Source organism: Pseudomonas sp. FW305-3-2-15-E-TSA4, assembly GCF_058787295.1.
Genome location: NZ_JBYSZP010000005.1, coordinates 64,600 through 88,636, shown reverse-complemented (window position 1 = coordinate 88,636; position 24,037 = coordinate 64,600). Strand labels below are relative to the sequence as shown.

The following is a 24,037-nucleotide window of genomic DNA, read 5'->3' as shown; positions in this document are numbered from 1 at the left end:
GTTGTTCAGGACAGAATGTGGTCAGCCGGTTTCAGCGCCCGGGTCAACCGGTAGTAGCTGAAACTGAAGCCGGGAAATATCGCGATCACATGACCGCTCTTGCTCTGATACCAACTGTGACAGCCGCCGGACTTCCACACCGTGCGTTCCATCTCACGGTGGATCATTGCAGTGTAGGTACGTTCCGCTGCGGGGCGCACTTCGATGCTGCGCAGGCCTTTTGACTGCAGCGTGTGGATGCAGTCGAGGATGTAATTCATCTGCGCTTCGATGATGAACAGCGCCGAGGTATGCCCGATGCCGGTGTTGGGCCCGGTGACGATAAACAGGTTGGGAAAGTCCGGCAGGCTGGTGCCCAGGTAGGCGCGCGGGTACTGCGCCCAGACATCCTTGAGTTGCACGCCGTGCCTGCCGGTCACCGGATAGGAGACCACGCCGTCGGTGGCGTCGTAGCCAGTCGACCAGATAATCAGATCGACATCGATGTGCTGGCCGTCCTGAGTGACGATCCCGGTTTCATCGAGCGCGGCGATGCCTTGTTCGCGGCTGTGCAACGTGACGTTGGGCCGGGTCAGCGCCGGGTAATAGGTGCTGGACAGCAGAATGCGCTTGCAGCCGATGGTGAAGTCCGGGGTGAGTTTTGCGCGCAATACCGGGTCCGGCACCTGTTGCTTGAGAAAACGCAGCGCCTGACGCTGAACCAGGTGAATCGCCGGTTTCGAGTATTTGAAGGCGATCACCCGGGTTTCGAATTGCCAGTAGAGCAGCCAGCGCAGCAGCTTGTACGCCGGTTTGACACCCAGCAGCCAGCGCTGGAAAGGCCCGAACGTGCGATCGGCGCGCGGCAGGACCCAATGTGGCGTGCGCTGGAACACGTGCAATTGCTCGACTTCGGCAGCAATCGCCGGAATCACCTGGGCGGCACTGGCGCCGCTGCCGACGATGGCCACGCGTTTACCGCGGTAGTCGTAGCTGTGATCCCAATTGTTGGTATGAAAAGTCTTGCCCTGAAAGCGATCCAGGCCGGGGAAGGGAGGGATTACCGGTTGGCTCAACGGCCCGGAGGCGTTGATCACGAACTGCGCGTAAAAAATCCCCTTGCTGGTATGCACCGCCCAGCGCTGTTCGGCGTCGTCCCATTCGATGCGTTCGACGTTGGTTTGCAGCGCCACGCGCTCGCGCAGGCCGAAGCGCTCGATGACATGTTCGGTGTATTGGTGCAGTTCAGCCTGGGCGGCGAACATCTGCGTCCAGCGGTACGGCGCGAAGGACAGCGAGTACAGCGGCGACGGCACATCCACCGCCGCGCCGGGGTAGGTGTTCTGGCACCAGGTGCCGCCGAAAAAGTCCCTTCTTTCCAGCAAGCGAAAATCGTCGATTCCGGCCTTGAGCAAGTTGACCGCCGCGCATTGGCCGCCAAATCCGCTGCCGATGATCAACACTCGGTAGGTCTGCATGGGCCTCCTTCTTATAGTCGTTTTTCCGTTTTCGTCCTTTCAGGTATAGCTAAAAATTTGCCTTGTGCGCGACGGCGATGGCGCGGTATTCAGCGGCTGGCCGGTGATAGCTATTTAACGGCTGCCTGTTAGACTTCCAGCACATCCGTCTGACGGTGTTCGCAGGTTCCGTTGAGTGGTCGAGGCCCTTATGCGAAACAAGGGGGGAAAGGGACTTTCATTGGCCAGGAGGCTTTATACATCGCGAACCCTCGGGCTGGTGCTGGGGCTGTTGTGCGTGAGCGCGGCGATGTACCCGCTAGACCCGCCGCTGTGGGTCTGGGCGTTGATGCTGTTCAATGGCCTGCTCTGGCCGCACCTGGCGTTTCAATGGGCCCGTCGTGCCAGCGTTCCTTACCATGCGGAACACCGCAATCTGTTGGTTGATGCCTTTATGGGCGGCTTCTGGGTCGCCGCCATGCAGTTCAATCCGCTGCCCAGTGCCACCACCATTTCGATGATGGCGATGAATAACGTCGCCATCGGCGGATTACGTTTTCTCGCCGCAGGCCTGGCGGCGCAGATCCTCGGTATCGGCGTCGGCCTGGTGGTTTTCGCCCCGGCGTTCATCCCGCAAACTTCGCCTCTGCAGCTTTATGCCTGCCTGCCGTTGCTGATGCTGTACCCGCTGGCGCTGGGCTGGATCTGCTTTCGCCAAGCCTACACGCTGGGCCTGCACAAGCGTGAGCTACTGGCCCTGAGTCGCACCGACAGCCTCACCGGACTGCTCAATCACGGCGCGTGGAAGGATCAACTGGAAATCGCCTTTCAACGTTGCCGCCGGCAGCAGCAGGGCGCAGCGATCGCGTTGATCGACATCGATCACTTCAAGGCGATCAACGACACCTACGGGCATGTGGCGGGTGACATCGTGCTGCGCCAGTTGAGCAAAATGCTCAAGCAGAACCTGCGCGCTGCGGACGTCGCCGGGCGCTATGGCGGCGACGAGTTTTGCGTGATCCTGCCTGACCTGCCGCTGTTCAATGCCGCGCAGGCGATGGAAGCCTTGCGCGAACGTTTCGCCACCCTCGGTTACGAACAGAACCCGGCGCTCAAGGTCAGCCTGAGTATTGGTCTGGCGGCATACGATCCGGCGCATGGCGACGCGACACGTTGGCTCAATGATGCGGATCAGGCGCTGTACGAGGCCAAGGCCACCGGGCGCAATCGGGTGATCTGCAACAGTGATGATCTACCGAAGCAGGAACTGCTCGATTCGGTCTGACTGCCCAGCACAATTTCCTCCTACAGGTGTTCGGTGTCGGCCGCAGAGATGTCGCATCCGGTATAGAGCCTTGCGTCGATGTCAGGTACGGTTCAATTCCCCCCGACGCGAAACAAGGATCGATTCATGACGTTCTCATTTTCCCGCTCGCTGCTGGCCGCCAGCCTCGGCCTGTCCCTCGTCCTCAGCTCCGCCAGCGCCTTCGCCGAACCGCACAAGCAAGTACTGGCCGATGCCGAGCAGTATCAACCCGAAGCTCTGAAACTGCTGGAACGGCTGGTCAACATCGACTCAGGTTCCGGTTATGAACCGGGCTTGAAACAAGTCAGCGAGATCGCCATCGATGAGCTGAAGAAGCTCGGCGCCACCATCGAACTGGTGCCCAATACCCCGGAAAAATCCAATCATGTGCTGGCCACCTTCAAAGGCACCGGCAAGGCAAAAATCCTTTTGATGGCGCACATGGACACGGTGTTCAAGGAAGGCTCCGCGGCCGAGCGCCCGTTCCACATCAAGGACGGCCGCGCCTACGGGCCGGGGGTGATGGACGACAAGGGCGGCATCGTCGCCGGGATCTACGCGCTGAAGATTCTGAAGGACCTCGACTTCAAGGACTATGCGCAAATCACCTTCCTGCTCGACGCCAGCGAGGAAACCGGCTCCGACGTCGCCACCGACCTGATCAAGAAAACCGCCAAGGCTCACGACGTGACCCTCAACCTCGAACCGGGGCGTCCGGCCGATGGACTGGTGGTGTGGCGCAAAGGCAGTGCGACGGCGCTGGTCGAGGTCAAGGGTAAGGCGGCACATGCCGGAGTCGCGCCGGAACTGGGGCGGAACGCGGCGATGGAAGCGGCGCACCAGATTCTGCAACTGGGCAAACTCGGCGACGAAGCGAAGAAAACCACCATCAACTTCACCGTGCTTCAGGCCGGTGATCGCACCAACGTGATCCCGGATCAAGCCACCGCCAAGGCTGACGTGCGTGCGGCGGTGCCGGAAGAGTTCGACCGGATCGAGAAAGACCTGGCGCGAGTGTCGCAGGACAAGCTGATCGCCGAAACCGAAGTCACCACCAGCCTCAAACGCGGACTGCCACCGATGCCGCAAACGGCGGAATCGGATCGCCTGATGGCCATGGCGCAAGGGATTTACGGCGAGATCGGCCGCAAGCTGACCGAAGAGGGCAGTGGTGGCGCGGCGGATGCCAGCCTGTCCGCCGGGGTGGGTACGCCGACGCTGGACGGTTTCGGGATTGTCGGCGGCAATATCCATACGCCTGAGGAATACGCCGAAGTGGCGAGCGTGGCGCCGCGGATTTATCTGTTGTCGCGGATGATCATGGAGTTGGCCAAACGCTGACTCCCTCGGATTGGCGGAGCTGCAACTGACGCCTTCGCGAGCAAGCTCGCTCCCACAATGGATCTGTGCCGAACACCGATGCTGTGTTCACTGAAGATCCACTGTGGGAGCGGGCTTGCTCGCGAAGGCGGCGGGTCAGGCTAAATGAGTGTTGAATGTGCCGACGTCATCGCGAGCAGGCTCACTCCTACATGGGATCTGTGTTCAACACCAATGCTGTGTTCACTGAAGATCCACTGTGGGAGCGGGCTTGCTCGCGAAGGGGCCAGACCTGACCGCAGCTTATTCCTTGACGCTCATGTATTCCTTCGCCCACAGAATGTAATCCTCAGGCTGGGTATAGGTGTGCGTCAGTTCGGTGGCGCTCAGGTCCGAGGCCTGGGTGAAGATCTGGCGTTGTTCGCGCAGGCTGTCGTAGGTGGCCTTGATCGCCGCGAAGTACGCACCGTGGCCGTCGATGGTCACGCGCACCCCGAGTTCGGCCAGGCGCTTGTCGTCGCGCAGCGCCGGGTTGCCGTAGGTCACCAGCATCAGCGGGACCGTCAGGTGCTCGGCAATTTGCTCGAGCTGATCGAAGTCCTGCACCCCGACCATGCAGATGCCGTCGGCACCGGCGGCCTGATACTGCTTGGTGCGGCTGATGATTTCCTGATTCGGCAGAATCCCGGCATTGGTGCGGGCGATGATTGCCATTTCCGAATCGACCCGGGCTTCCAGCGCCGCGCGGATCTTGCCGACGCCTTCGGCGACCGAGATCAGGTCGGTGGACTTACGGCCGAATTGCGCCGGCAGCAGGGTGTCTTCGATGGTCAGGGCGGCGACGCCGGCGCGTTCCAGTTCGACGATGGTGCGCATCACGTTGAGGGCGTTGCCGTAACCGTGGTCGGCGTCGGCGATCACTGGCAATTGGGCGACGCGGCCGATGCGGGTGGCCTGTTCGGCGAATTCGCTGAGGGTGATCAGGGCAAAGTCGGGGGCGCCCAGCACCTGCAGGGAGGCCACGGAGCCGCCGAGGATCCCCACTTCAAAACCCAGGTCTGCGGCAATGCGCGCGGACATCGGGTCGAACACCGAGGCGGTGTGGTAGCAGGTGTCGGAAGCCAGCAATTGACGGAAGTTACGGCGCAAATCTTGATGGGAAAGCCTGGTCATACGAGTTCCACCAATACAAAGGAATGGAACGGCTTGAGCAAAGGTGTCAACGCCGAAGAATGAAAAGGCTATCACGCGAATGGGTCAAGGTTCATGACGAATTTGCGAGTGAGGCGTTGATGAAGGATCCAGCGGCTGAAAGGTTTCATCGGTAGTCAGCGGATTTTCACTGGCTAAACCGCAGATCAGGCCGCTACCGCCTGTTGCTGTTGCCTGGGCAGCAGCACGGCGCGCACCGAATTGCCCGGTTGCAGTTGCAGGCGCTTGGCGGTGAGGCGATCGACCACCAGGGTATTGCCGACCAGACGACCGGGGGCCACGGTGATGCGGCAGTTCTCCAGGCGCCGGTTGTGGATCAGCCACAACGGTGCCTGATCGTCCGGCGTGCCGAGACTCAGGGTCAGCGCCAGGCTGTCGCGCACGGTACGAATGTTGCCGATCGGTGCTTCGATCACCGGGCCACCGTCGAAGATGTCGATGTAGCCCTTATGCACAAATCCTTCTTCGCGCAGGATCTTCAGCGCGGGCTCGGTATTGGGATGCGCCTGGCCGATGGCCGCCTGTGCCTGTTCGGTGAGCATGCAGGTGTACAACGGCTGGCGCGGCATCAGTTCGGCGATGAACGACTTGTTGCCCAGACCCGACAAGTGGTCAGCATGGCTGAAGTCCATCTGGAAGAAATGCCGGCCCAGACTGTCCCAGAACGGCGAGCAACCGAGTTCATCGGCACTGCCGCGCAGTTCGGCGATCATCTTCTCGCCAAACAGTTGCGGAAACTCGGCCACGAACAGCAGCCGCCCGAGCGACAGCAGCCGGCCATTGTTGCCATGGCGTTGCTCATGCTGAAGGAACAGAGAACACAGTTCCGACTGGCCGGTCAGCTCGTTATTGAGAAACAGTGTGGGGATCTGCCGCGAAATGCCCAGATCCGGTGCCGAACTCACGGTCAGGCCGACTCGGTAGTTGTACCACGGCTCGCGCAGGCCTACCGCGCCGGTCAGGGCGCTGACGCCGACCACCCGCAGGTCGTCATCTTCAAGCACGAACAGATAATCGGCGTCGGCCCGTTCCACTTGTCCGGAAAACGCGCGCTGGGCCCAACGCACCCGGTGGGCGAGGCGATCCTCATTGGCCGGGAGGGTGGTGAACCCCGGGCCGGCCTGTTGCACCAGAGTCATCAGTGCTGGCAGGTCGCTGACTTTGACCGGACGGACGATCATGCGGTAACTCCTTGTACGCGCCGGTTCGGGCACTGTCGTTGGGTATGCAACCGGGCGCGGTTCACAGGGCGGTCAGCCTGATCGTGCAGCCATCGGTGACCTTCAGCGCCGCGCACAGGGCCGGCGTCAGCGACAGCGGTTGATCGGGCTGGTAATCCAGTTCGGCGACGATGGCCCGGAAGCCATGCAGCGCGTCGTTGCTCAGCAGGTAATGGCCGCGGGCGTCGATCTGCGCCTGCTCGCGCACGCTGGCGGTCTGGCTGTGGGCGATCGAACGGATGTTCGCGGTGCGCGCATACAGGGTCGGACCGGCATCGAACAGATCGATGTAGCTGTTGGTTTCAAAGCCTTCGCGTTCGAGGATGTCGAACGCTTCCTGACCGTCCGGGTGAATCCGGCCGATGCATTCCTGTGCTGCCGGAGGCAGCATCGGTACGTAAATCGGGTATTGCGGCATCAGTTCGGCGAGAAACGTGCGGCTTTGCAGACCGCACAGGCGCTCGGCCTCGACGTAGGGCAGGTCGAAGAAGTGCTTGCCCAGTGCGTCCCAGAACGGCGAATGACCGTTCTCATCGCTATAGCCGACGATCTCGGTGATCACCGCATCGGCGAAACGTTGTGCGTGAGCGGCGATGAACAGCAGCCGTGCCCGCGACAGCAATTCGGAAAAGGCGCTGCGCACCAGCGCGTTGTCGATGTGAAACCCGCGCAACAGCGTGTGTCCACTGAGATCGTGACACAGCGACAACGCCGGCACCCCGTGCTCGATGTTCAGTTCCCGCGAAGCACTGGTGAAGTGGCGATTGCGCAAGCTGTAGAACGGTTCGTTGAAACCGGCCGTGGCGAGGATCTCCGAGCAACCGACCAGCCGTTGAGTGTCGAGGTCTTCCAGCACGAAGAAGTAGTTCTCCGGGCCTTGCGCCTGAATGTCGTTGTCGAACGAGGCACAGGAGCCGGCGATTTTTTCGCGCAGGCGTTCGACGTCGTCAGGCAGCGACGTGACGCCGACCAGGCTGTCGCGGGCCAGCTGCTGCAATTGCGGCAGGTCGGTTGTCTCGACTGGGCGTAAGACCAGCATGGATGCACTCCTGTATCAAAGGGTCCGGTGATCCCCACCGAACCTGACTATCACTGTCGGTTGCCACGCTTTAAAGCGGCGGTCGCCTGATTTGATGTCAGACGCCGCTCTTTTTCTTGTCAGCCATTGCTCGGGTCAGGCAGCGCTGTGCTGGCGCCGAGCTTGTTCAGGAAGAACAGGTACACCAGACCCAGCGCAATCCAGATCAGGCCGAGTTTCTGCGCATCGACGCCCATGTTGTACATGATGGCGGCGACGATGATGAAGCCGATCACCGGACAGATCAGATGGCGTACGACCTGACCGGACTTCTGCCGACGCCAGTAGTAGTTGATCACTGTCAGGTGCAGCAGCATGAAACCGCTGAGGGCACCGAAGTTGACCAGCGAAGTCAGGGTGTCGACCGAATTGATGAACAGGTAGCAAATCACCAGCGACAGCACTGCCACCAGATAAATGCTCAGGTACGGGGTGTTGTGCTTCGGGTGCACCTTGGCCAGCACTTTCGGCAACTTGCCATCGCGGGCCATGCCGAACAGCAGGCGCGACACTGCCGCTTGCGAGGTGATCGCCACCGCGACGCCCCAGGCCAGCGCCGTGGCGACACCGGTCAGGGTGGCCAGCCAGCTGCCAGCGGCGATTTCGGCGATTTCATAGAATGCGGTGTCGGCGGACTTGAAACCCATGCCAGCAGCCAGATCGGTGGCGATCCAGGTCTGTACGACGAAAATCACGCCCATCACCACCAGAGTGATCAGCGCTGCGCGGCCGACGCTGCGGCCGGGATCGCCCTTGATTTCTTCGGCGAGGGTCGAGATCGCATCGAAGCCGAGGAATGACAGCACGGCAATCGACACCGCTTGCATTAGCAGGGCGAAATTGAACGTTTCCGGGTGATACAGCGGCGCCAGGGTCAGCTCGCCGTTGCCGCCGCCGTTGTACAGAGCGTTCCAGGCGTAGAACAGGAAAATCCCCAGCACCACCAGCTGTGCCAGCAGGAAGATGATGTTCATCCGTGCGGTAAAGGTGATGCCGCGCAGGTTGACGAACGTCGCGCTGACCAGAAACGCCAGAATGAAGCCGACCTTCGGAATGTCCGGGTACAGATGGTTCAGGGCCATCGCCGCGTAGACGTACAGCAGCGGTGGAATCAGCAGGTAGTCGAGCAGCATCAGCCAGCCGGCGATGAAGCCGACGTGTTGATTGAGGCCGCGTTGCGCGTAGGAATACACCGAACCGGCGACCGGAAACGCCTTGGCCATGCTGCCGTAGCTCAGCGCGGTGAACAGCATCGCGACCATGCCGATGATGTAGGCCAGCGGCACCATTCCGGGCGCCTCGGCATTCACGTAGCCATACACGCCGAAGGGGGCGATGGGGATCATGAAGATCATCCCGTACACCACCAGGTCGGTCAGTGTCAGGCTACGTTTCAACTCCTGTTTGTAGCCGAACTCTTCTATTTCCATGAAGCGCAACTCCTTGTCAGCCTATCCAGCGTTTTAGTTGTTATGTCGATCCATCGTTACAGCGTCAGCAGTCTTGCAGCATTCTTTACAGCAGCGGTGCCAGGCGCTCGGCCCACAGCGAAACCGCTTCCGGGCTGCGCAGCAGATCGTTGCGCACCTCGATCAGCACCGACTCCAGCCCCCGGGCATCGCCGTGCACTGGCACGGTCATGTCGCCCAGCGGATCAACCCGGTACGGCTGGTTGCCCGCGACGTTCAACGGGTGCTGGCCGAGGCCATCGATCACCCGTTGCGCATAGGCGCCGGCCTGACCGAACAGCACGCCGACTTCCAGTGAGCGCGGCTGGCCGTAATACACCGGGGTAAAACTGTGAATCCCCACTACCCGTACTGCTTGGCCTTGTGCAACGCGCTGGTCGATCAGGGTCTGCAGCCGGGCGTGAAACGGTTTGAACAGGGTCTGGCGCCGGTATTCGCGCGTGGCTTCGTCCAGCTCGCGGTTACCGGGCACCTGATAAATCTCGCTCTGCCCCGGAATGCTGTCGGGGGCATGTCGGGGCCGATTGAGGTCGATCAGCAGCCGTGAATAGTTGGCGCTCAACAGTGTCGCGCCGAGTGTCTCCGAGAGCTTTTCGGCCAGTTGCAGTGCGCCGATGTCCCAGGCGATGTGTTCGCGCGCGGCGGCATCGTCCAGGCCCAGATTGTTCAGGGCCTCGGGGATGTAGCGGCTGGCGTGCTCGCACACGAGGATCAACGGATGCGATGAATCTTCGCGGCTCAGGTTGTAGACCGGGCGGGTGTACAACCCCAGCTCGGCGGATTCAGTACAGGCGTGCATAGTGCTCACACAGGTCAGCGGGCGAGAGCTGTTCCGTCAGCGCCAGTTCCTCGGTTTTAAGGGCGTGGTACGTGTCGAGCAACGGCTTGGGCAGCCATTGATTGAAGGCTGCACTGTCACGCAGGCAATCCAGCGCCTGGGCCAGCGAGGCGGGCAGGGCCACAATGCCCCGGGCCTTGCGTTGCTCGTCGTTGAGTGAATCGGGAATTTCATCGGTGATCGCGTTCAGCGCCAGACGCTGTTCGATGCCCAGCCGGCCGGCAATCAGCAGCGCGGCCATTGCCAGATGCGGCGAGGCGGTGGCGTCCATGGCGCGGAATTCCAGGTTGTACTGCGCCGCCACGGATTTGCCGCCCAGGCTCACGGTCGGACAAATGCGCAGCGCCGCTTCACGGTTCTGCTGCCCCAGACACGCATAGGACGCGCTCCAGTGGTGTGGCTGCAAACGCTCGTACGACACCGGTGTCGGCGCGGTGAACGCACACAGCGCCGGCAGGTAATGCAGGATCCCTGCGGCCCAATGCTGGCCGAGGGTCGACAGACCGTTGCTGGTGCCGGCGTCGTAGAGCAGTGGCAGACCTTGCAGGTCGAGCAGGCTGATGTGCAGGTGCACGCCGTTGCACACCGCGTCAGCCTTGGTTTTCGGCGCGAAACTGACGTCGACGCCCATTTGTCGGGCGATTTCGCGGGTGATCTCGCGCACGTTGACCGCACGATCCGCCGCCGCCACGCCGAGGGTCGGCCGGCAGGTGATTTCGTATTGGTGCTTGCCGTATTCGGGCAGGAACATTTCCGGCTCAACGCCACCCGCGCGCAGCGCGCTGAGCAGCCAGCCGCCGAACTCGGCCCCCTGCCGCTGGGCTTCAAGGGAAAACGCCAGATGCTCGGCAAAACCGGCATGCAGGTTGAATTCGTGTTCGAACGCCGCGTTGACCTGCAAACCGAGGTCGTCGCGATAGCGCTCGATTTCATCGCGCAACAACGTGCGCGGGCAAGCGCTCCACGGCCGGCCATCGGTCTCGCGGATGTCGCCATGGATGAAGTCCAGCGCCGGTGCTGCGGCGTCCGGGCCATTACCGACCGTCACGCGACTGGCCGGATCGGGAATCAATCGCAAATCACCATAGGCGCCCCATGGGTTGGTCGAGGCGATGATGTCCTGAGGCGTCAGTGCGCTGTTGGCTGGCACCCAGCCGCACCCGGCCGCTTGATAATGTTCCAACTGATCGGTGGGAAACGAGCGGCCACGGGTGATGCCGATCAGGTCGGTGGTGACGATGGTGGTCATCGGCAACGGCGTCAGACGCTCGCTCATGGACGCATCTCCTGCAAGCGGCCGAGCACGGTTTGTGTGTCAGTGATCCAGCAGTAACCCTTGATCGCGTTCAGGCAGGCGTCATGCCGCGCCGGGGTGTAGGTGGCGCAGGCGTCTTCGACCAGCGTCACCAGATAGCCACGGTCGGCGGCATCGCGCACGGCCATGTCGACGCACTGGTCGGTGACGATGCCGGCAATGATCAGGTGGCGGGTTTCGAGGTTACGCAGGACGTAATCGATGTTGGTCGAGTTGAACACCCCGGACGAGGTTTTCGGCAACACGATTTCGTTTTCCACCGGGGTCAGGTCGTCGATGATCCGCGCCTGGGTGCTGCCCTTGGGCAGGTGCATGTCCGACAGTTTGTGATCCAGCGAGCGGTCGCGACCGTCGGCGGTCAGGCTTTCGATAATCGTATGCAGCACATTCTGCCGCGCTTCGCGAAAGGCACTGAGCAAACGGCGCTGGTTGGGCACCACCTGCATGTGCGCGCGGGTCAGGAAATACTCGGCATCCGGGCCGTTCAGGTGCGGGTCGAACTGCGGTTCGAGCCAGGCACGCTGCATGTCCACCAGCAACAGAGCGGTGTGACCGGTGACGAACGGCAAATCCCGCGGCGAGCGGTGGGGAAGACTGAACATCCTTATTTATCCTCCAGCAGATGGGTGTTGAAGTCGTTGCGCAGGGCGTCGATACCTTCCAGGCGATCGGCCAGATCGGGGCTGCGCAGGGTCAGGCAGGCAATCAGCGCCTCGACCTGGGCCAGCGCCGGCACCATGGTGTCGAACGGCGAGGCCGATTCCACCGGAGCACTGATGATCAGGTCAGCCAGTTCACGCAGTGGCGAGGCATAGATGTCGGTGAACAGCACCACCCGCGCGTTGTTGTTCTTCGCCGCCGAGGCCACCCGCAGGGCCTGGGACTGGTAGCGGCGGTAGTCGAACAGCAGCACCACGTCCTGGCGTTGCAGATCGAACAGGCGGTCGGGCAGTTGCGCGTTGTCTTCCAGCGCAAAGCAGCCGGGTCGCAGCAGGCGCAAGTGGTTGAGCAGGTAGTTGGCCATCAGGCTGCTGAAGCGCCCGCCGAAGCAGTAGATCTGGTGCCGGGTATCGAGCAGCCAGTCGAGCAGAATGCGCACGTCTTCGGGTTGCGTCAGAACCTGGGTTTCCACCAGCAGGCGTTGGCTGTCAGCCAGATAATGGCCCCAGGCATCGTCTTTATTGAGGTGCGAGCGTGGCTGCAACAGGGTGCGCGGCGAACGCAGGCGGTGGTCCATGTCGCTGAGCAGGGCGTCCTGAAACTCGGCATAACCGCCAAATCCGAGCTTCTTCACCAGCCGCACGATGGTCGGATCGCTGACGCCGGCGTGTTCGGCCAGACGCGCCATCGGACCCAGGCCGTTGCGTGGATACTGGTCGAGCAGGGCGCGAATCACTTTGCGCTCCGACGGCGTCAGTTCCAGGCCGGGGTCGGTGATCAAGTCTCTGAGAGGGGGCATCCGGGCTCCTGCTGGATGAAGGGGGGGGGGTGTTGAATTCGTTTCACAATCCGTTAAAACAGTATTTATGTAACTCAGGTTACATGTCTAGTGAATTTTTAGCGTTGGCGATTCGACGTTTAAATAAGCTCACAACCCTGAGTAACAAGGGCTACACCTGAGTCTGTGCCTCTTGTAGTCCATTGCCTCCAAGCGTGTCAGACATTGCCGCTTTTTCTACTTCAGAGTACTGGGCTGGAGGTTCACGAGATCCCCTGAAGCGACCGGGTTACGGCACAATTGCCACAAGACCGGCGATTTACCGCCGATTCAGCTGATGTTCATCGAGTGAAATCCTGTGCAGTCCACCCGTTTGACTTTGATTTGCCACGCGCGAACCGTCGCACAGAAATTGTCGCGCTTTCCTACGAACGAGCCTGTTGAAAATTCGCCATTGGCGGCCGGCGCGTTCGCCGCGAAATTCAGCGGTGCCAGCCGTTTGTTGTGCGGGCCGGAATTGCGTACGCGCCAGACCGCCGAATGGTTCGGTGCGCCGCCGCAGGTGGACGAAGCGTTGCGCGATTGCGATTTGGGACGCTGGCACGGGCAAGCGATCAAGGATCTGCAGGTGCGCGAGGCCGAGGCCTTGCAAGCGTGGATCAGTTACCCGCAGGCGGCCCCCCATGGTGGCGAGTCGGTAATGCAGTTGAGCGAACGCGTGGCGGCATGGCTGACCAGTCTGCAAGGCATTCCGGGGCACATCGTCGCCGTCACCCATCCGTTTGTGGTGCGTGCGGCACTGATGCAGGTGTTACAGGGCGTGGCGTTCAACGCGATTGATGTTGAACCGTTGTCCGTGGTTGAACTGCGGTTCAACGGCATCTGGCGGCTACGCTTGGCGAGTATCGATCTTGCGGGAGCAGTGAGATGAAACGACTGCTGGTAATTGGCATCGGCGCCGGAAATCCCGACTACATCACGATGCAGGCGGTGAAGGCACTGAATCAGGTCGACGTGTTCTTTCTGATGGACAAAGGCCCGAGCAAGGACAAACTGATCGATCTGCGGCGCGATATCTGTGCGCGCTACATCACCGATCCTGCGTATCGCTTCGTCGAAGCCCACAGCCCGGAGCGCGAACGCGGCGAAGTGGACTACACGCGCGCGGTCGATGATCTGAACCGCGCCAAGCAAGAAACCTTCGAGCAGCTGATCAATGCAGAATTGGCTGATGAGCAATGCGGCGGTTTCCTCGTGTGGGGCGACCCTGCGTTGTACGACAGCACGATTCGTATCTTGCAGGCGATTCTGGCGTCCGGCCGCTGTACTTTCGAGTTTGAAGTGATCCCCGGCATTACCAGCGTTCAGGCGCTGGCGGCGCAGCATAAGGTGCCGTTGAACAGCATTGGCCGGTCAATTGAAATCACCACGGGCCGGCGCCTGGCGGCGGGGCAGGTGAGTGACACGGACAGCCTGGTGGTGATGCTCGATGCGGAAGATTCCTACCACCATGTGGCGGATCAGCAGACCGAGATTTACTGGGGCGCTTACCTCGGCACGCCGGATGAGATTCTGATCAGCGGCAAGCTCAAGGATGTTGCGGATCAAATCGAGCGCACGCGTAAAGCGGCGCGGGCCGAGCATGGGTGGATCATGGATACCTATCTGTTGCGCAAGCCCTAGATTATGTCTGTCTGGGCTGGCCTCTTCGCGAGCAGGCTCGCTCCTACAGGGGACCCATTTCAAATGTGGGAGCGAGCCTGCTCGCGAAGGGGTCATCACAGCCACCTCAGGAAATCGCTTTGACCCCACGCCCAAACCGCTCCCGATACACCGACGGCGGCACCCCGACCACGCTGCGAAACGCCACGCGAAAACTTTCCACCGAGCGATAACCGCAGCGCAGGGCAATCTGCTCGGTGTTGTGCACGCCGCTCTCCAGTAATTCCCGCGCCCGGGCCAGTCGCTCGTGTTGCAGCCACGCTTTGGGCGATTGTCCGCTGGCTTCGGTGAAACGGCGCAAAAAGGTGCGCTCGCTCATCGCCGCTTCGCTGGCCAGATCGCGCACTTCCAGCGGTTGGTGCAAGCGCTCGCGGGCCCACTGCATCACCCGCGACAAGTCGTTGCGCGGCGTCGCGCTGACCGGCGTCGGGATGAACTGTGCCTGACCGCCAGTGCGTTGCGGCGACATCACCAGACGCCGGGCCACTGAATTGGCGACCTGGGTGCCGAAGTCCCGTGCCAGCAGATGCAGGCAGGCATCGATCCCGGCGGCGCTGCCCGCCGAGGTGATCAACTGGCCGGAGTCGACGTAAAGCACATCCGGATTGACCGCGATCGCCGGGTAGCGTCGCGCCAGTTCATCGGTGTAGCGCCAGTGGGTGGTCGCACCGTGGCCGTCGAGCAAGCCACTGGCGGCCAGCACAAACACCCCTGAGCAAATTGACAGCAACCGCGCACCCTGGGCGTGGGCCTGTCGCAAGGCGTCGATCAGCGCCGGCGGCACCGGGGCCTCGCGGTCGCGCCAACCGGGAATGATGATGGTGCGCGCCTGCGCCAGCAGCTCCAGGCCGCCGTCGGCCAATACGTGAATCCCGCCCATGGCGCGCATCGGCCCTTGATCGACGGCGACGATGCAGTGCTCGTACCACGGGAAATCGAATTCCGGCCGGGGCAGGCCGAAAATCTCCACGGCGATGCCGAACTCGAAGGTACAGAGGCCATCGTAGGCCAGAATCGCGACCAATCCAGGTGAGTCAGGCATTTGGCGGAAAATTCCCGGTGAGTGTCTTGCGCGCCACTGTAGCGCCAAGTGCCGGCCCGATAAAGTCTGCTCACACCCCAACAGATGAAGGAGCCACACAACATGACCAGCCTGGTTCGCGAAATTCCTGCCGCACCGTCGGCCATTGCCCTGATGCATTTCAGCAACCGTCTGACGTTTGAAACCGATTGTTCTGACGTGTACAGCAGCCAGGAGGCCGGTGAAGTCGATTTTGTCCTGGTCGATGTGCGCGGGCCTTTGGCGTTCGAGCGCGGTCACGTGCCGGGCGCGATCAACATTCCGACCCGCTTGCTGACCGCCGAAGGCCTGGCGGAGTATTCGACGAGCACGTTGTTCGTGGTCTATTGCGCCGGCCCGCACTGCAACGGCGCCAACAAGGCTGCGGTGAAACTGGCGGCGTTGGGTTACCCGGTCAAGGAGATGATTGGCGGCGTGACCGGCTGGCTGGATGAGGGTTTTTCGCTGAGTGTCGAACAGCCTGCCCGAGTTGTCATTGCCTGCGAATGCTGACAGTTTTTTCAGCCATTTCCTGAGCAGAATCGGAGTTTGTCCTACAGCCTTTGCACCATGTCGGCGCACCGTTGATCCCGGTCAACGCGTGCGCCGATTTTCTGTAAGTATTTGTCGCCTAAACACAATTTGCCCTGTGCGCGCCGCCATAGACTGCCGGCCACGTCGGTTTTTGCTGCTCAATGGCCATGACCGAACGCCAATCGAAAGCTGCCAATAAAAGCCTCCGCACACAGGAGTAATAAATGAAGAAGCTAGTGATGTTCGGTGCCCTGGCACTGTCGATGTTGTCCCTGACCGCAGTGGCCGAAGACGCCAAACCGATTCGTCTGGGGATCGAAGCCGCTTACCCGCCATTCTCGATGAAAACTCCTGATGGCCAACTCACCGGGTTCGACGTCGAAATCGGCGATGCCCTGTGCAAACAGATGGATGTCAAATGCGTGTGGGTCGAGCAGGAATTCGACGGCCTGATCCCGGCACTCAAAGTGAAGAAGATCGACGCAATCCTGTCCTCGATGACCATCACTGACGACCGCAAGAAAAACGTCGATTTCACCATCAAGTACTACCACACCCCGGCGCGCTTCGTGATGAAGGAAGGCTCCGGTGTCAAAGACCCGCTGACCGAGCTCAAGGGCAAGAAAGTCGGCGTGCTGCGCGCCAGTACTCACGACCGCTATGCCACCGATGTGGCCAAGGACGCCGGGTTTGAAGTGGTGCGCTACGGCTCGCAACAGGAAGCCAACCTGGATATGAAATCTGGTCGTCTTGACGCGATGCTGGCCGACTCGGTCAACCTCAGCGACGGTTTCCTGAAGACCGACGCCGGCAAAGGTTTCGAATTCGTCGGCCCGACCTACGAAGACGCCAAGTACTTCGGCGGCGGCGCGGGCATCGCGGTGCGCAAGGGCGATACCGAGCTGGCCGAGAAATTCAACAAGGCCATCACCGAAATCCGCGCCAATGGCGAGTACAAGAAAGTCCAGGACAAGTACTTCGACTTTGACGTGTACGGCCATTAATACGCTGTAGAAAAAAGTGGTCCCGTTTGCGCGGTGGCCACTTTTTTTGTGCTCTCTTTCTGAGACAAAGATCCCCTGTGGGAGCGGGCTTGCTCGCGAAGGCGGTATAACATTCAAACAATCATTGACTGCTACACCGCCTTCGCGAGCAAGCCCGCTCCCACAGGGGATTTTTGCCGATTCAATTTTCAGGAGTTACCCATGCAACGCATCGACCATGTCCTGCCCTGGAGCCATCTGGGCAGCGAACGTTCCCTCAGCGTCTTCCGTTACGGCGCGGGCAGCCGCAAGGTGTACATCCAGGCCAGCCTGCACGCCGACGAGCTGCCGGGGATGCGCACCGCGTGGGAACTCAAGCAACGCCTCAACGCGCTGGAACAGCAGGGTCGTCTGCAAGGCGTGATCGAGCTCGTGCCGGTGGCCAACCCGATCGGCCTCGACCAGCATCTGCAAGGCAGCCACATGGGGCGCTTCGAGTTGGGCAGCGGCAAGAATTTCAACCGCGCGTTTGTTGAACTCAGTGCGCCGGTGGCGGCGCGAATCGGCGAGCAACTGGGCAGCGACGCCGAGGCCAACATCGCGCTGATCCGCCAGACCATGGGCGAGGTGCTCGATGAGCTGCCAGCCCCGGCCTCGCAACTGGAAGCACTGCACCGCTTGCTGCTGCGCCACGCCTGCGACGCCGACATCACCCTTGATCTGCATTGCGATTTCGACGCGGCGATCCACATTTACGCATTGCCGCAACACTGGCCGCGCTGGCAATCGCTGGCGGCGCGACTGAAGGCCGGTGTGGCGCTGTTGTGCGAGGACTCCGGTGGCAGTTCGTTCGATGAATCGTGCTCATCGCCGTGGCTGCGTCTGGCCCGAGCGTTTCCGAGTGCGGCGATTCCCCCGGCGAACCTCGCCACCACCCTGGAACTGGGCAGCATGGGCGACACCCGGGTCGATCAGGCGCAGGCCAATTGTGAAGCGATTCTCGGCTTTCTCGCCGAGCAGGGTTTTATCAGCGGCGAATGGCCGGCGGCGCCGAGCGAATGCTGCGAAGGCATGCCGTTCGAAGGCACCGAATACCTGTTCGCGCCGCACCATGGCGTGGTCAGTTTCCTGCGCAATGCCGGGGAGTGGGTCGAGCAGGGCGATGCGCTGTTCGAAGTGGTGGATCCGTTGAATGACCGCCTCACCACCGTCCGCGCCGGCACCAGTGGCGTCCTGTTTGCGATTGATCGCGGGCGTTATACCCAGCCGGGGATCTGGCAGGCCAAGGTGGCGGGGCGTGAGCCGATTCGGGTGGGCAAGCTGATCAACGACTGACAGATCTTCGGTGTTTCTGCTGGCCTCATCGCTGGCAAGCCAGCTCCCACAGGTTTTGTGAGCACCACCGCTCACTGTGGGAGCTGGCTTGCCAGCGATGGCGGCATCCGCGACACCACACCTTTCAGACAATGTTAGGCTGCCTCCGAACCCGACACTCCGCGAAGGAAGGCTCTATGTTGAAGGCGTTTGCCCTGTTAACCCTGCTGGCGTCCAGCGCCGTCCATGCGCAAACCACGCTGCAAAGCGACTTGCCACTGAAATACATCGAACAGGTTCACCCGGACGCGAACACTCGGCCGCTGGTGATTTTTCTGCACGGTTACGGCAGTAACGAAGCCGATCTGATCGGCATGAAGTTTCAGCTGCCGGCGCAGTACAACTACCTTTCGGTGCAGGCGCCGTTGGCGTTGGGCGAAGGGCGTTTCCAGTGGTTTCGCAAAAAAGGCGAAGGCGCCTACAACGGTGAGACCGATGATCTGAAGGCCAGCGGTCAGAAACTGCGGGAGTTTGTCGCCCAGGCGGCGAAGAAATATCACGCCAGCCCGGACAAGGTGTACCTGATCGGCTTCAGCCAGGGCGCGATGATGACGTACGAGGTGGGCCTGCGTCCGCCTGTGGCGGTCGGCGGCATTGCAGCGTTGAGCGGACGGCTGTTGCCGGTATTGAAAACCGAGCTCCAGGCGCAGCAACAACCGTTGCCGCTGAAGATCTTCATCGGCCATGGCACCGCCGATGATCGGGTGCCGTACCGCGACGGCACCGCGGCCAATGCGCTGCTGCAAAAACTTGCCTACAAACCCGAGTTTCACGCTTATCCCGGTGTCGGCCACAGCATCAGTTCTGCCGAGCTGCGGGACTTGAACGCCTGGCTGCAGCAGCTCAATCCGTAAGGATCACTTGTCCTTGAGGATGGTTTTCACCAGCGCATCGTGACCGCTCTTGTCGCTGGCCCGGGAAATCACCTGAACCAGCGCCATGCGCTTGCCGGAGGCGGCGAGCAGGGTGGTATTGAGGGTCTGGCCGCCGCCCTGAGTGGCGGTGCTGTCGACCTGACGCACGCCGAGGCCGCTGCTTTTCTGGGTCAGGCTTTTTTCGCTGAGCTTGTTGAAGTCCGGCAGGGCCTTGCGCTGGTCATCGATGAAACTCGCCAGGCTGCCATCGAGAAATTCGTTGTCGTTGTCCTTGACGCTGGCGCCGCCGGCGATCTGGTTTTCCGCGGCGATGACCACGGTCTTGGTCGCCTGATTGGTGTACATCGTGCCCTTGGCACCGGTTGGCCCGGCCGGCAGCGGGTCGGCGGTGAAGCCTTTGGGCAGGACGAAGGTGAACTTGCCGTCGAGCATCGACACGTTGTTGGTCGAGGCCTTTTCCTTGGGCTTGGCTGCCTGGGCGTTGAGGGCGCCGAGGCCGGCGACCGCCGCCAGCAACAGGACGACGGCTTTCTTACTGAGCAATGACATGTGAATCTCCGAGGGATGGTCGCGCCAGGGCGGCGATGATCCCACGGAGCATGCCTGGCATTCCAGCGCGGTTTGTCAGGCTGCCTCAGCCTTGAGGTTGTGGGCTTTTGGCGGGAGTCGGTCGGGCCAGCAGTTTGCGGGTGACCCCGAGCATGGCCACCGACACCGCGACACCGGCGATGAATCCGCTGAGGCCCAGACTCGGCAGGGTCAGCGCCGTCACCAGGCAAAATGCCGAGAACGAGTACATGCCGGTCGCCGTCGCCCGCAGCAATGCCGCGGTAAACGCTGGGCCACGAGTCTGCTGAGAGAATACCGCCATCACACTGCCGAGCACCGGGAACACCGCGAGCAAGCCGCTCCAGCGCTCGCCCACAGTACTCGCGAGCATGGTCACCAGCAGCGTCAGCGCCGCACCGGCAATCATCCGCCAGAGCAGTTTGTCCGACTTCGGTGCCGGGCCGTTCAGCACCGGCTGCACGTCGGGAAACAGGTACGGCGCGGCGAGCAGGGCAATCGCCGCCGCAGCGACCGAGAACGTCAGTGACGGCGGAACCAGCGACAACACCAGCGCCAGTCCCGCCCACACCGCCAGTGACGCCGTCAGCGCCAACGGCCAGTTCGCCCGCTGCGCCACCTGCGCGTAGGTGATGCAGAAGGCGATCATGGCGAACATCGCTGACAGCGCCGCCACCGCCGATTGCGCGGCAAACTGCGGCCCCTGTTCGATGGCGAGGAAAAACAGAATCGGCCCGACCACCACCGGCAGCCCCGACAGCCAACCGGCGACGCTTGGTCCCCAGCGCTTGCCGGCGAGAGAAATCAGCAGCAGAAAAGCGGGGATCAGCAGTAATTTGAGGATCAGCACGCGCGAGGCCTCCGGGGATGGAACGGCCAAGGTAACCGATTGCTGCATTGATCGACAATTTTTGTATACAAAGTCTGCGAGTGATATCCGCTATGCTCTGAAGATCAGGGTTTACCGGAGTCGATGCCGCGATGAGCAAACCATCGAAGTTGCTGCGTGGGTGCTGTGGCATCGGCTTGTGGGCGTTGTTGCTGACGCCGACCTGGGCCAATTGGCAGGACGCCGTGCCCGGCGCGCAAATCATCGGCACCGGCGATTTCAGTGTGTTCGGCTTCGACGTCTACAACGCCCGGTTGTGGAGCGCGGCACGCCCGTTGTCCACCGAACAGCCCTTCGCTCTGGAGCTGATCTATCGGCGCAAGATCTCCCGCGATGATCTGGTGCAGGCCAGTGTCGATGAAATCAAACGCCTGGCAGGCTCGGGCGTCAGTCCCGCGCAACTGGCCAGGTGGCAAGGACAAATGCAGCAATCGTTCGTCGATGTGCAGGCCGGCACGCGGATTACGGGCGTGTATCTGCCGGGGCAGGGCGCGCGGTTTTTTGTCGGTCAGCAGTTGCAGCATGAAATCGATGATCCGCAATTTGCCCGGGCGTTTTTCGATATCTGGCTGGATCCGCGTACGCGCAATCCCGAACTGCGTGAGCAACTGTTGGGCATGAGCCGATAGAGTTTTTGTTCTTCAAGGCGCTGACTGAAACCTCTAAGCTGCGTCTTTCGAACTTGTTTCTGGATGTGTGCGTGAAATTCAGCTTACCCAAAATCGCCACCGCGCCGTTCTGCCCGCCGGAGGTGGCCGGCAGTGTCGCGGTGGATCCGAGCGCTTCGTTCTTCAAACGCGTGCTGCGTTTTGCCGGGCCTGGCTTGCTGGTGTCGATCGGCTACATGGACCCGGGCAACTGGGCGACCGCGATCGAGGCCGGTTCGCGTTTTGGTTACAGCCTGCTGTTCGTGGTGTTGCTCGCAAGTCTGGCAGGAATGGTCGTGCAGTGCCTGTGCTCGCGTCTGGGCATCGCCACCGGTCGCGATCTGGCGCAATTGTCCCGCGAGCGCTACAGCACCCCGACCGCACGCCTGCAATGGGTGCTGGCGGAAATCTCGATCATCGCCACTGATCTGGCCGAAGTGCTCGGCTGCGCCCTGGCGTTTCACTTGTTGCTTGGCTGTTCGCTGACCTTCGGCATTGCCCTGACCGCCTTCGACACGCTGCTGGTGCTGGCCTTGCAGAACCGTGGCTTCCGTCGGCTGGAGGCGATCATGCTGGTGCTGGTGGCGACCATCGGCGTGTGTTTCTTCGTTGAACTGGTGCTGATCAAACCCTACTGGCCGGATGTGTTCGCCGGTTTCAAACCGTCGCTCTCGGCGATCAGCGATGCCTCACCGCTGTATCTGGCGATCGGTATTCTCGGCGCGACGGTGATGCCGCATAACCTCTACCTGCACACTTCGATCGTGCAGACGCGGATGATCGGCAAGGACCTGGCCAGCAAGCAGGACGCGGTCAACCTGGCGCGCATCGACACTATCGGCTCGCTGGCGCTGGCGCTGCTGGTCAACGCGGCGATCCTGATTCTGGCGGCGGCTGCGTTTCACCAGTCCGGGCATACCGACGTGGTCGACATTCAGGACGCCTACCACCTGCTCGACCCGCTGGTCGGCGGCGCGCTGGCCAGTGTGCTGTTCGGCGTGGCGTTGCTGGCGTCGGGGCAGAGCTCGACGTTCACCGGGACCATCGCCGGGCAGGTGATCATGGAGGGGTATTTGAACCTGCGGATTCCCTGCTGGCAGCGGCGGTTGATCACTCGCGGACTGGCACTGATCCCGGCGTTCCTCGGCGTGTGGCTGATGGGCGATAACGCGGTGGGCAAATTGCTGGTGCTGAGTCAGGTGGTGTTGAGCCTGCAGCTGCCGTTTGCGCTGTACCCGCTGATTCGCATGACCAGCGACAAGCAACTGATGGGGCCGTTTGTGAACCGGCTGCCGACCCGGGTGCTGGCGTGGGGCTTGTTTGTGGTGATCAGTGGCGCGAATGCCTGGTTGATTTTGCAGATGGTGGTGTGATTTTCAAAGCACCCTGTGGCGAGGGGATTTATCCCCGATCCAGTGCGAAGCGCTGGCAAAGATGTGTGTCGAGGCAATAAAAACTGGGGCTGCTGCGCATCCCATCGGGGATAAATCCCCTCGCCACAAAAGCGATGAAACCAGGCAGCGAGCGGATGTCGTGGATCCGTCCGCCGCCTGTATTGCTCCTTCGGGTTAACCGCGTTCCAGCGCCAGCGCCACACCCTGACCGCCGCCGATGCACAGGGTCGCCAGACCTTTTTTCGCATCACGCTTGATCATTTCGTGCAGCAGCGTCACCAGCACGCGGCAGCCCGACGCACCGATCGGGTGACCGAGGGCGATGGCGCCACCGTTGACGTTGACCTTGTCCAGATCCCATTGCAGATCCTTGGCCACTGCCAGCGATTGCGCGGCGAACGCTTCGTTGGCCTCGATCAGGTCCAGTTGGCCGATGTTCCAGCCCGCCTTGTCCAGGCAGCGACGGGTGGCCGAGACCGGGCCGATGCCCATGATCGCCGGGTCAACACCGGCGTTGGCATACGCGGCGATTTTTGCCAGCACCGGCAGGCCCAGGGCCTTGGCCTTTTCGGCGCTCATCAGGATGACTGCGGCGGCGCCATCGTTCAGCGAGGAAGCATTGCCGGCGGTGACGCTGCCGTCCTTCTTGAACGCCGGACGCAGTTTCGCCAGCGATTCGGCGGTGGTGTCGCCACGTGGTTGTTCGTCGACCTTGAACGCCACCGGATCACCTTTGCGCTGCGGGATCAGAATCGGGGTGATCTCATCGACAAAGCGCCCGGCTTCGATGGCAGCCGCAGCTTTGCGCTGCGAGGCGGCGGCGAAGGCGTCCTGCTGCTCGCGGCTGATCTCATATTTATCGACCAGATTCTCGGCAGTGATGCCCATGTGGTAATCGTTGAAAGCGTCCCACAGGCCATCGCTGATCATGGTGTCGACGATTTGCGCGTGACCCATGCGCAGACCGGTGCGTGCGCCCGGCATCACATAGTTGGACAGGCTCATGTTCTCCTGACCGCCGGCGATGATCACCTCGGCATCGCCGCAACGGATCGCTTGCGCGCCCAGGTGCAGGGCTTTCAGGCCCGAGCCGCAGACCTTGTTCAGGGTCATGGCCGGCACGGCGTGGGGCAGGCCGGCCTTGATCGCCGCCTGACGCGCCGGGTTCTGGCCGGCGCCGGCCGTCAGCACCTGGCCCATGATCACTTCATCGACCTGCGCACCGTCCAGACCGGTCTGTTCGAGCAACTGGCGAATCACCGCAGCGCCCAGATCCACCGCAGACACGCTGGCCAGCGAACCCTGGAAACTGCCGATCGCGGTGCGGGTGGCGGCAACAATTACGACGTCTTGCATTTTC

At 61.7% G+C, this 24,037-nt stretch carries 23 protein-coding genes; 10 read left to right on the top strand and 13 right to left on the bottom strand.

Annotation, left to right across the window (positions count from 1 at the left end):
* Positions 1-5: 5 nt before the first annotated feature.
* Positions 6-1,457 carry a flavin-containing monooxygenase gene (locus tag AC3WMV_RS08310; RefSeq protein ID WP_103367674.1) on the bottom strand — a complete coding sequence of 484 codons (1,452 nt, stop codon included), beginning with the start codon at positions 1,455-1,457 and terminating at the stop codon, positions 6-8.
* Positions 1,458-1,647: 190 nt separating this feature from the next.
* On the opposite strand from AC3WMV_RS08310, the gene AC3WMV_RS08305 reads away from it, so the two are divergent.
* A complete protein-coding gene (locus AC3WMV_RS08305; protein WP_103367675.1) occupies positions 1,648-2,721 on the top strand; it encodes a diguanylate cyclase in 1,074 nt (357 codons plus the stop codon).
* A 126-nt stretch (positions 2,722-2,847) separates the two neighbouring features.
* Positions 2,848-4,083: a M20/M25/M40 family metallo-hydrolase gene (locus tag AC3WMV_RS08300; RefSeq protein WP_103367676.1), complete on the top strand. Its 1,236-nt coding sequence runs from the start codon at positions 2,848-2,850 to the stop codon at positions 4,081-4,083.
* A 282-nt stretch (positions 4,084-4,365) separates the two neighbouring features.
* Here the strand turns inward: AC3WMV_RS08300 and AC3WMV_RS08295 are convergent, their stop codons facing one another.
* From AC3WMV_RS08295 to AC3WMV_RS08260, 8 genes are all read right to left on the bottom strand, one after another.
* A complete protein-coding gene (locus AC3WMV_RS08295) occupies positions 4,366-5,235 on the bottom strand; it encodes an isocitrate lyase/PEP mutase family protein (protein ID WP_007968750.1) in 870 nt (289 codons plus the stop codon).
* A 185-nt stretch (positions 5,236-5,420) separates the two neighbouring features.
* Entirely contained in the window at positions 5,421-6,455 is a 1,035-nt protein-coding gene (gene astA / locus AC3WMV_RS08290; RefSeq protein WP_027611635.1) for an arginine N-succinyltransferase, read from the bottom strand.
* A gap of 61 nt (positions 6,456-6,516) precedes the next feature.
* A complete protein-coding gene (locus AC3WMV_RS08285; RefSeq protein WP_103367677.1) occupies positions 6,517-7,533 on the bottom strand; it encodes an arginine N-succinyltransferase in 1,017 nt (338 codons plus the stop codon).
* Positions 7,534-7,652: 119 nt separating this feature from the next.
* Positions 7,653-9,002 carry an APC family permease gene (locus AC3WMV_RS08280; protein WP_103367678.1) on the bottom strand — a complete coding sequence of 450 codons (1,350 nt, stop codon included), beginning with the start codon at positions 9,000-9,002 and terminating at the stop codon, positions 7,653-7,655.
* 85 nt (positions 9,003-9,087) lie between these two features.
* Positions 9,088-9,840 carry an N-formylglutamate amidohydrolase gene (locus AC3WMV_RS08275; RefSeq protein ID WP_096796506.1) on the bottom strand — a complete coding sequence of 251 codons (753 nt, stop codon included), beginning with the start codon at positions 9,838-9,840 and terminating at the stop codon, positions 9,088-9,090.
* On the bottom strand, positions 9,824-11,155 hold the full coding sequence (locus AC3WMV_RS08270; protein WP_027611639.1) for a type I glutamate--ammonia ligase: 1,332 nt from the start codon (positions 11,153-11,155) through the stop codon (positions 9,824-9,826). The genes AC3WMV_RS08275 and AC3WMV_RS08270 overlap by 17 nt, the downstream gene beginning before the upstream one ends.
* On the bottom strand, positions 11,152-11,796 hold the full coding sequence (locus AC3WMV_RS08265) for a cysteine hydrolase family protein (protein WP_027611640.1): 645 nt from the start codon (positions 11,794-11,796) through the stop codon (positions 11,152-11,154). The genes AC3WMV_RS08270 and AC3WMV_RS08265 overlap by 4 nt, the downstream gene beginning before the upstream one ends.
* 2 nt (positions 11,797-11,798) lie before the next feature.
* Positions 11,799-12,653, bottom strand: a complete 855-nt coding sequence (locus AC3WMV_RS08260; protein ID WP_027611641.1) for a MurR/RpiR family transcriptional regulator — start codon at positions 12,651-12,653, stop codon at positions 11,799-11,801.
* 337 nt (positions 12,654-12,990) lie between these two features.
* On the opposite strand from AC3WMV_RS08260, the gene AC3WMV_RS08255 reads away from it, so the two are divergent.
* Complete coding sequence (locus tag AC3WMV_RS08255; protein ID WP_103367679.1) at positions 12,991-13,563, top strand: histidine phosphatase family protein; 573 nt, start codon at positions 12,991-12,993, stop codon at positions 13,561-13,563.
* The gene (cobF, locus tag AC3WMV_RS08250; RefSeq protein ID WP_103367680.1) at positions 13,560-14,315 is read left to right on the top strand and encodes a precorrin-6A synthase (deacetylating); all 756 of its coding nucleotides are present in this window, start codon (positions 13,560-13,562) and stop codon (positions 14,313-14,315) included. The genes AC3WMV_RS08255 and cobF overlap by 4 nt, the downstream gene beginning before the upstream one ends.
* Positions 14,316-14,421: 106 nt before the next feature.
* Here the strand turns inward: cobF and ftrA are convergent, their stop codons facing one another.
* Positions 14,422-15,396, bottom strand: coding sequence for a transcriptional regulator FtrA (ftrA, locus tag AC3WMV_RS08245; RefSeq protein ID WP_103367681.1), 975 nt, complete (start codon positions 15,394-15,396; stop codon positions 14,422-14,424).
* 102 nt (positions 15,397-15,498) lie between these two features.
* Here ftrA and AC3WMV_RS08240 point away from each other — a divergent pair, with 102 nt between their 5' ends.
* From AC3WMV_RS08240 to AC3WMV_RS08225, 4 genes are all read left to right on the top strand, one after another.
* On the top strand, positions 15,499-15,927 hold the full coding sequence (locus AC3WMV_RS08240) for a rhodanese-like domain-containing protein (protein ID WP_103367682.1): 429 nt from the start codon (positions 15,499-15,501) through the stop codon (positions 15,925-15,927).
* A gap of 245 nt (positions 15,928-16,172) precedes the next feature.
* A complete protein-coding gene (locus AC3WMV_RS08235) occupies positions 16,173-16,952 on the top strand; it encodes an ABC transporter substrate-binding protein (protein WP_103367683.1) in 780 nt (259 codons plus the stop codon).
* 201 nt (positions 16,953-17,153) lie between these two features.
* Positions 17,154-18,266 carry a M14 family metallopeptidase gene (locus AC3WMV_RS08230; RefSeq protein WP_103367684.1) on the top strand — a complete coding sequence of 371 codons (1,113 nt, stop codon included), beginning with the start codon at positions 17,154-17,156 and terminating at the stop codon, positions 18,264-18,266.
* A 176-nt stretch (positions 18,267-18,442) separates the two neighbouring features.
* On the top strand, positions 18,443-19,159 hold the full coding sequence (locus tag AC3WMV_RS08225) for an alpha/beta hydrolase (RefSeq protein WP_027611647.1): 717 nt from the start codon (positions 18,443-18,445) through the stop codon (positions 19,157-19,159).
* A gap of 3 nt (positions 19,160-19,162) precedes the next feature.
* Here the strand turns inward: AC3WMV_RS08225 and AC3WMV_RS08220 are convergent, their stop codons facing one another.
* Both AC3WMV_RS08220 and AC3WMV_RS08215 read right to left on the bottom strand, forming a co-directional pair.
* The gene (locus tag AC3WMV_RS08220) at positions 19,163-19,729 is read right to left on the bottom strand and encodes a DcrB/PsbP domain-containing protein (RefSeq protein WP_086792572.1); all 567 of its coding nucleotides are present in this window, start codon (positions 19,727-19,729) and stop codon (positions 19,163-19,165) included.
* 85 nt (positions 19,730-19,814) lie between these two features.
* Entirely contained in the window at positions 19,815-20,597 is a 783-nt protein-coding gene (locus tag AC3WMV_RS08215) for a hypothetical protein (RefSeq protein ID WP_103367685.1), read from the bottom strand.
* Positions 20,598-20,728: 131 nt separating this feature from the next.
* On the opposite strand from AC3WMV_RS08215, the gene AC3WMV_RS08210 reads away from it, so the two are divergent.
* Complete coding sequence (locus tag AC3WMV_RS08210) at positions 20,729-21,265, top strand: chalcone isomerase family protein (protein WP_096796498.1); 537 nt, start codon at positions 20,729-20,731, stop codon at positions 21,263-21,265.
* Between the two features lie 71 nt (positions 21,266-21,336).
* Positions 21,337-22,656 (top strand): Nramp family divalent metal transporter, encoded by a 1,320-nt coding sequence (locus AC3WMV_RS08205; protein WP_103367728.1) that lies wholly within the window; start codon positions 21,337-21,339, stop codon positions 22,654-22,656.
* A gap of 195 nt (positions 22,657-22,851) precedes the next feature.
* On the opposite strand, the gene AC3WMV_RS08200 is transcribed toward AC3WMV_RS08205, so the two are convergent.
* A complete protein-coding gene (locus tag AC3WMV_RS08200; RefSeq protein WP_047601805.1) occupies positions 22,852-24,033 on the bottom strand; it encodes an acetyl-CoA C-acetyltransferase in 1,182 nt (393 codons plus the stop codon).
* Between the last annotated feature and the right edge of the window lie 4 nt (positions 24,034-24,037).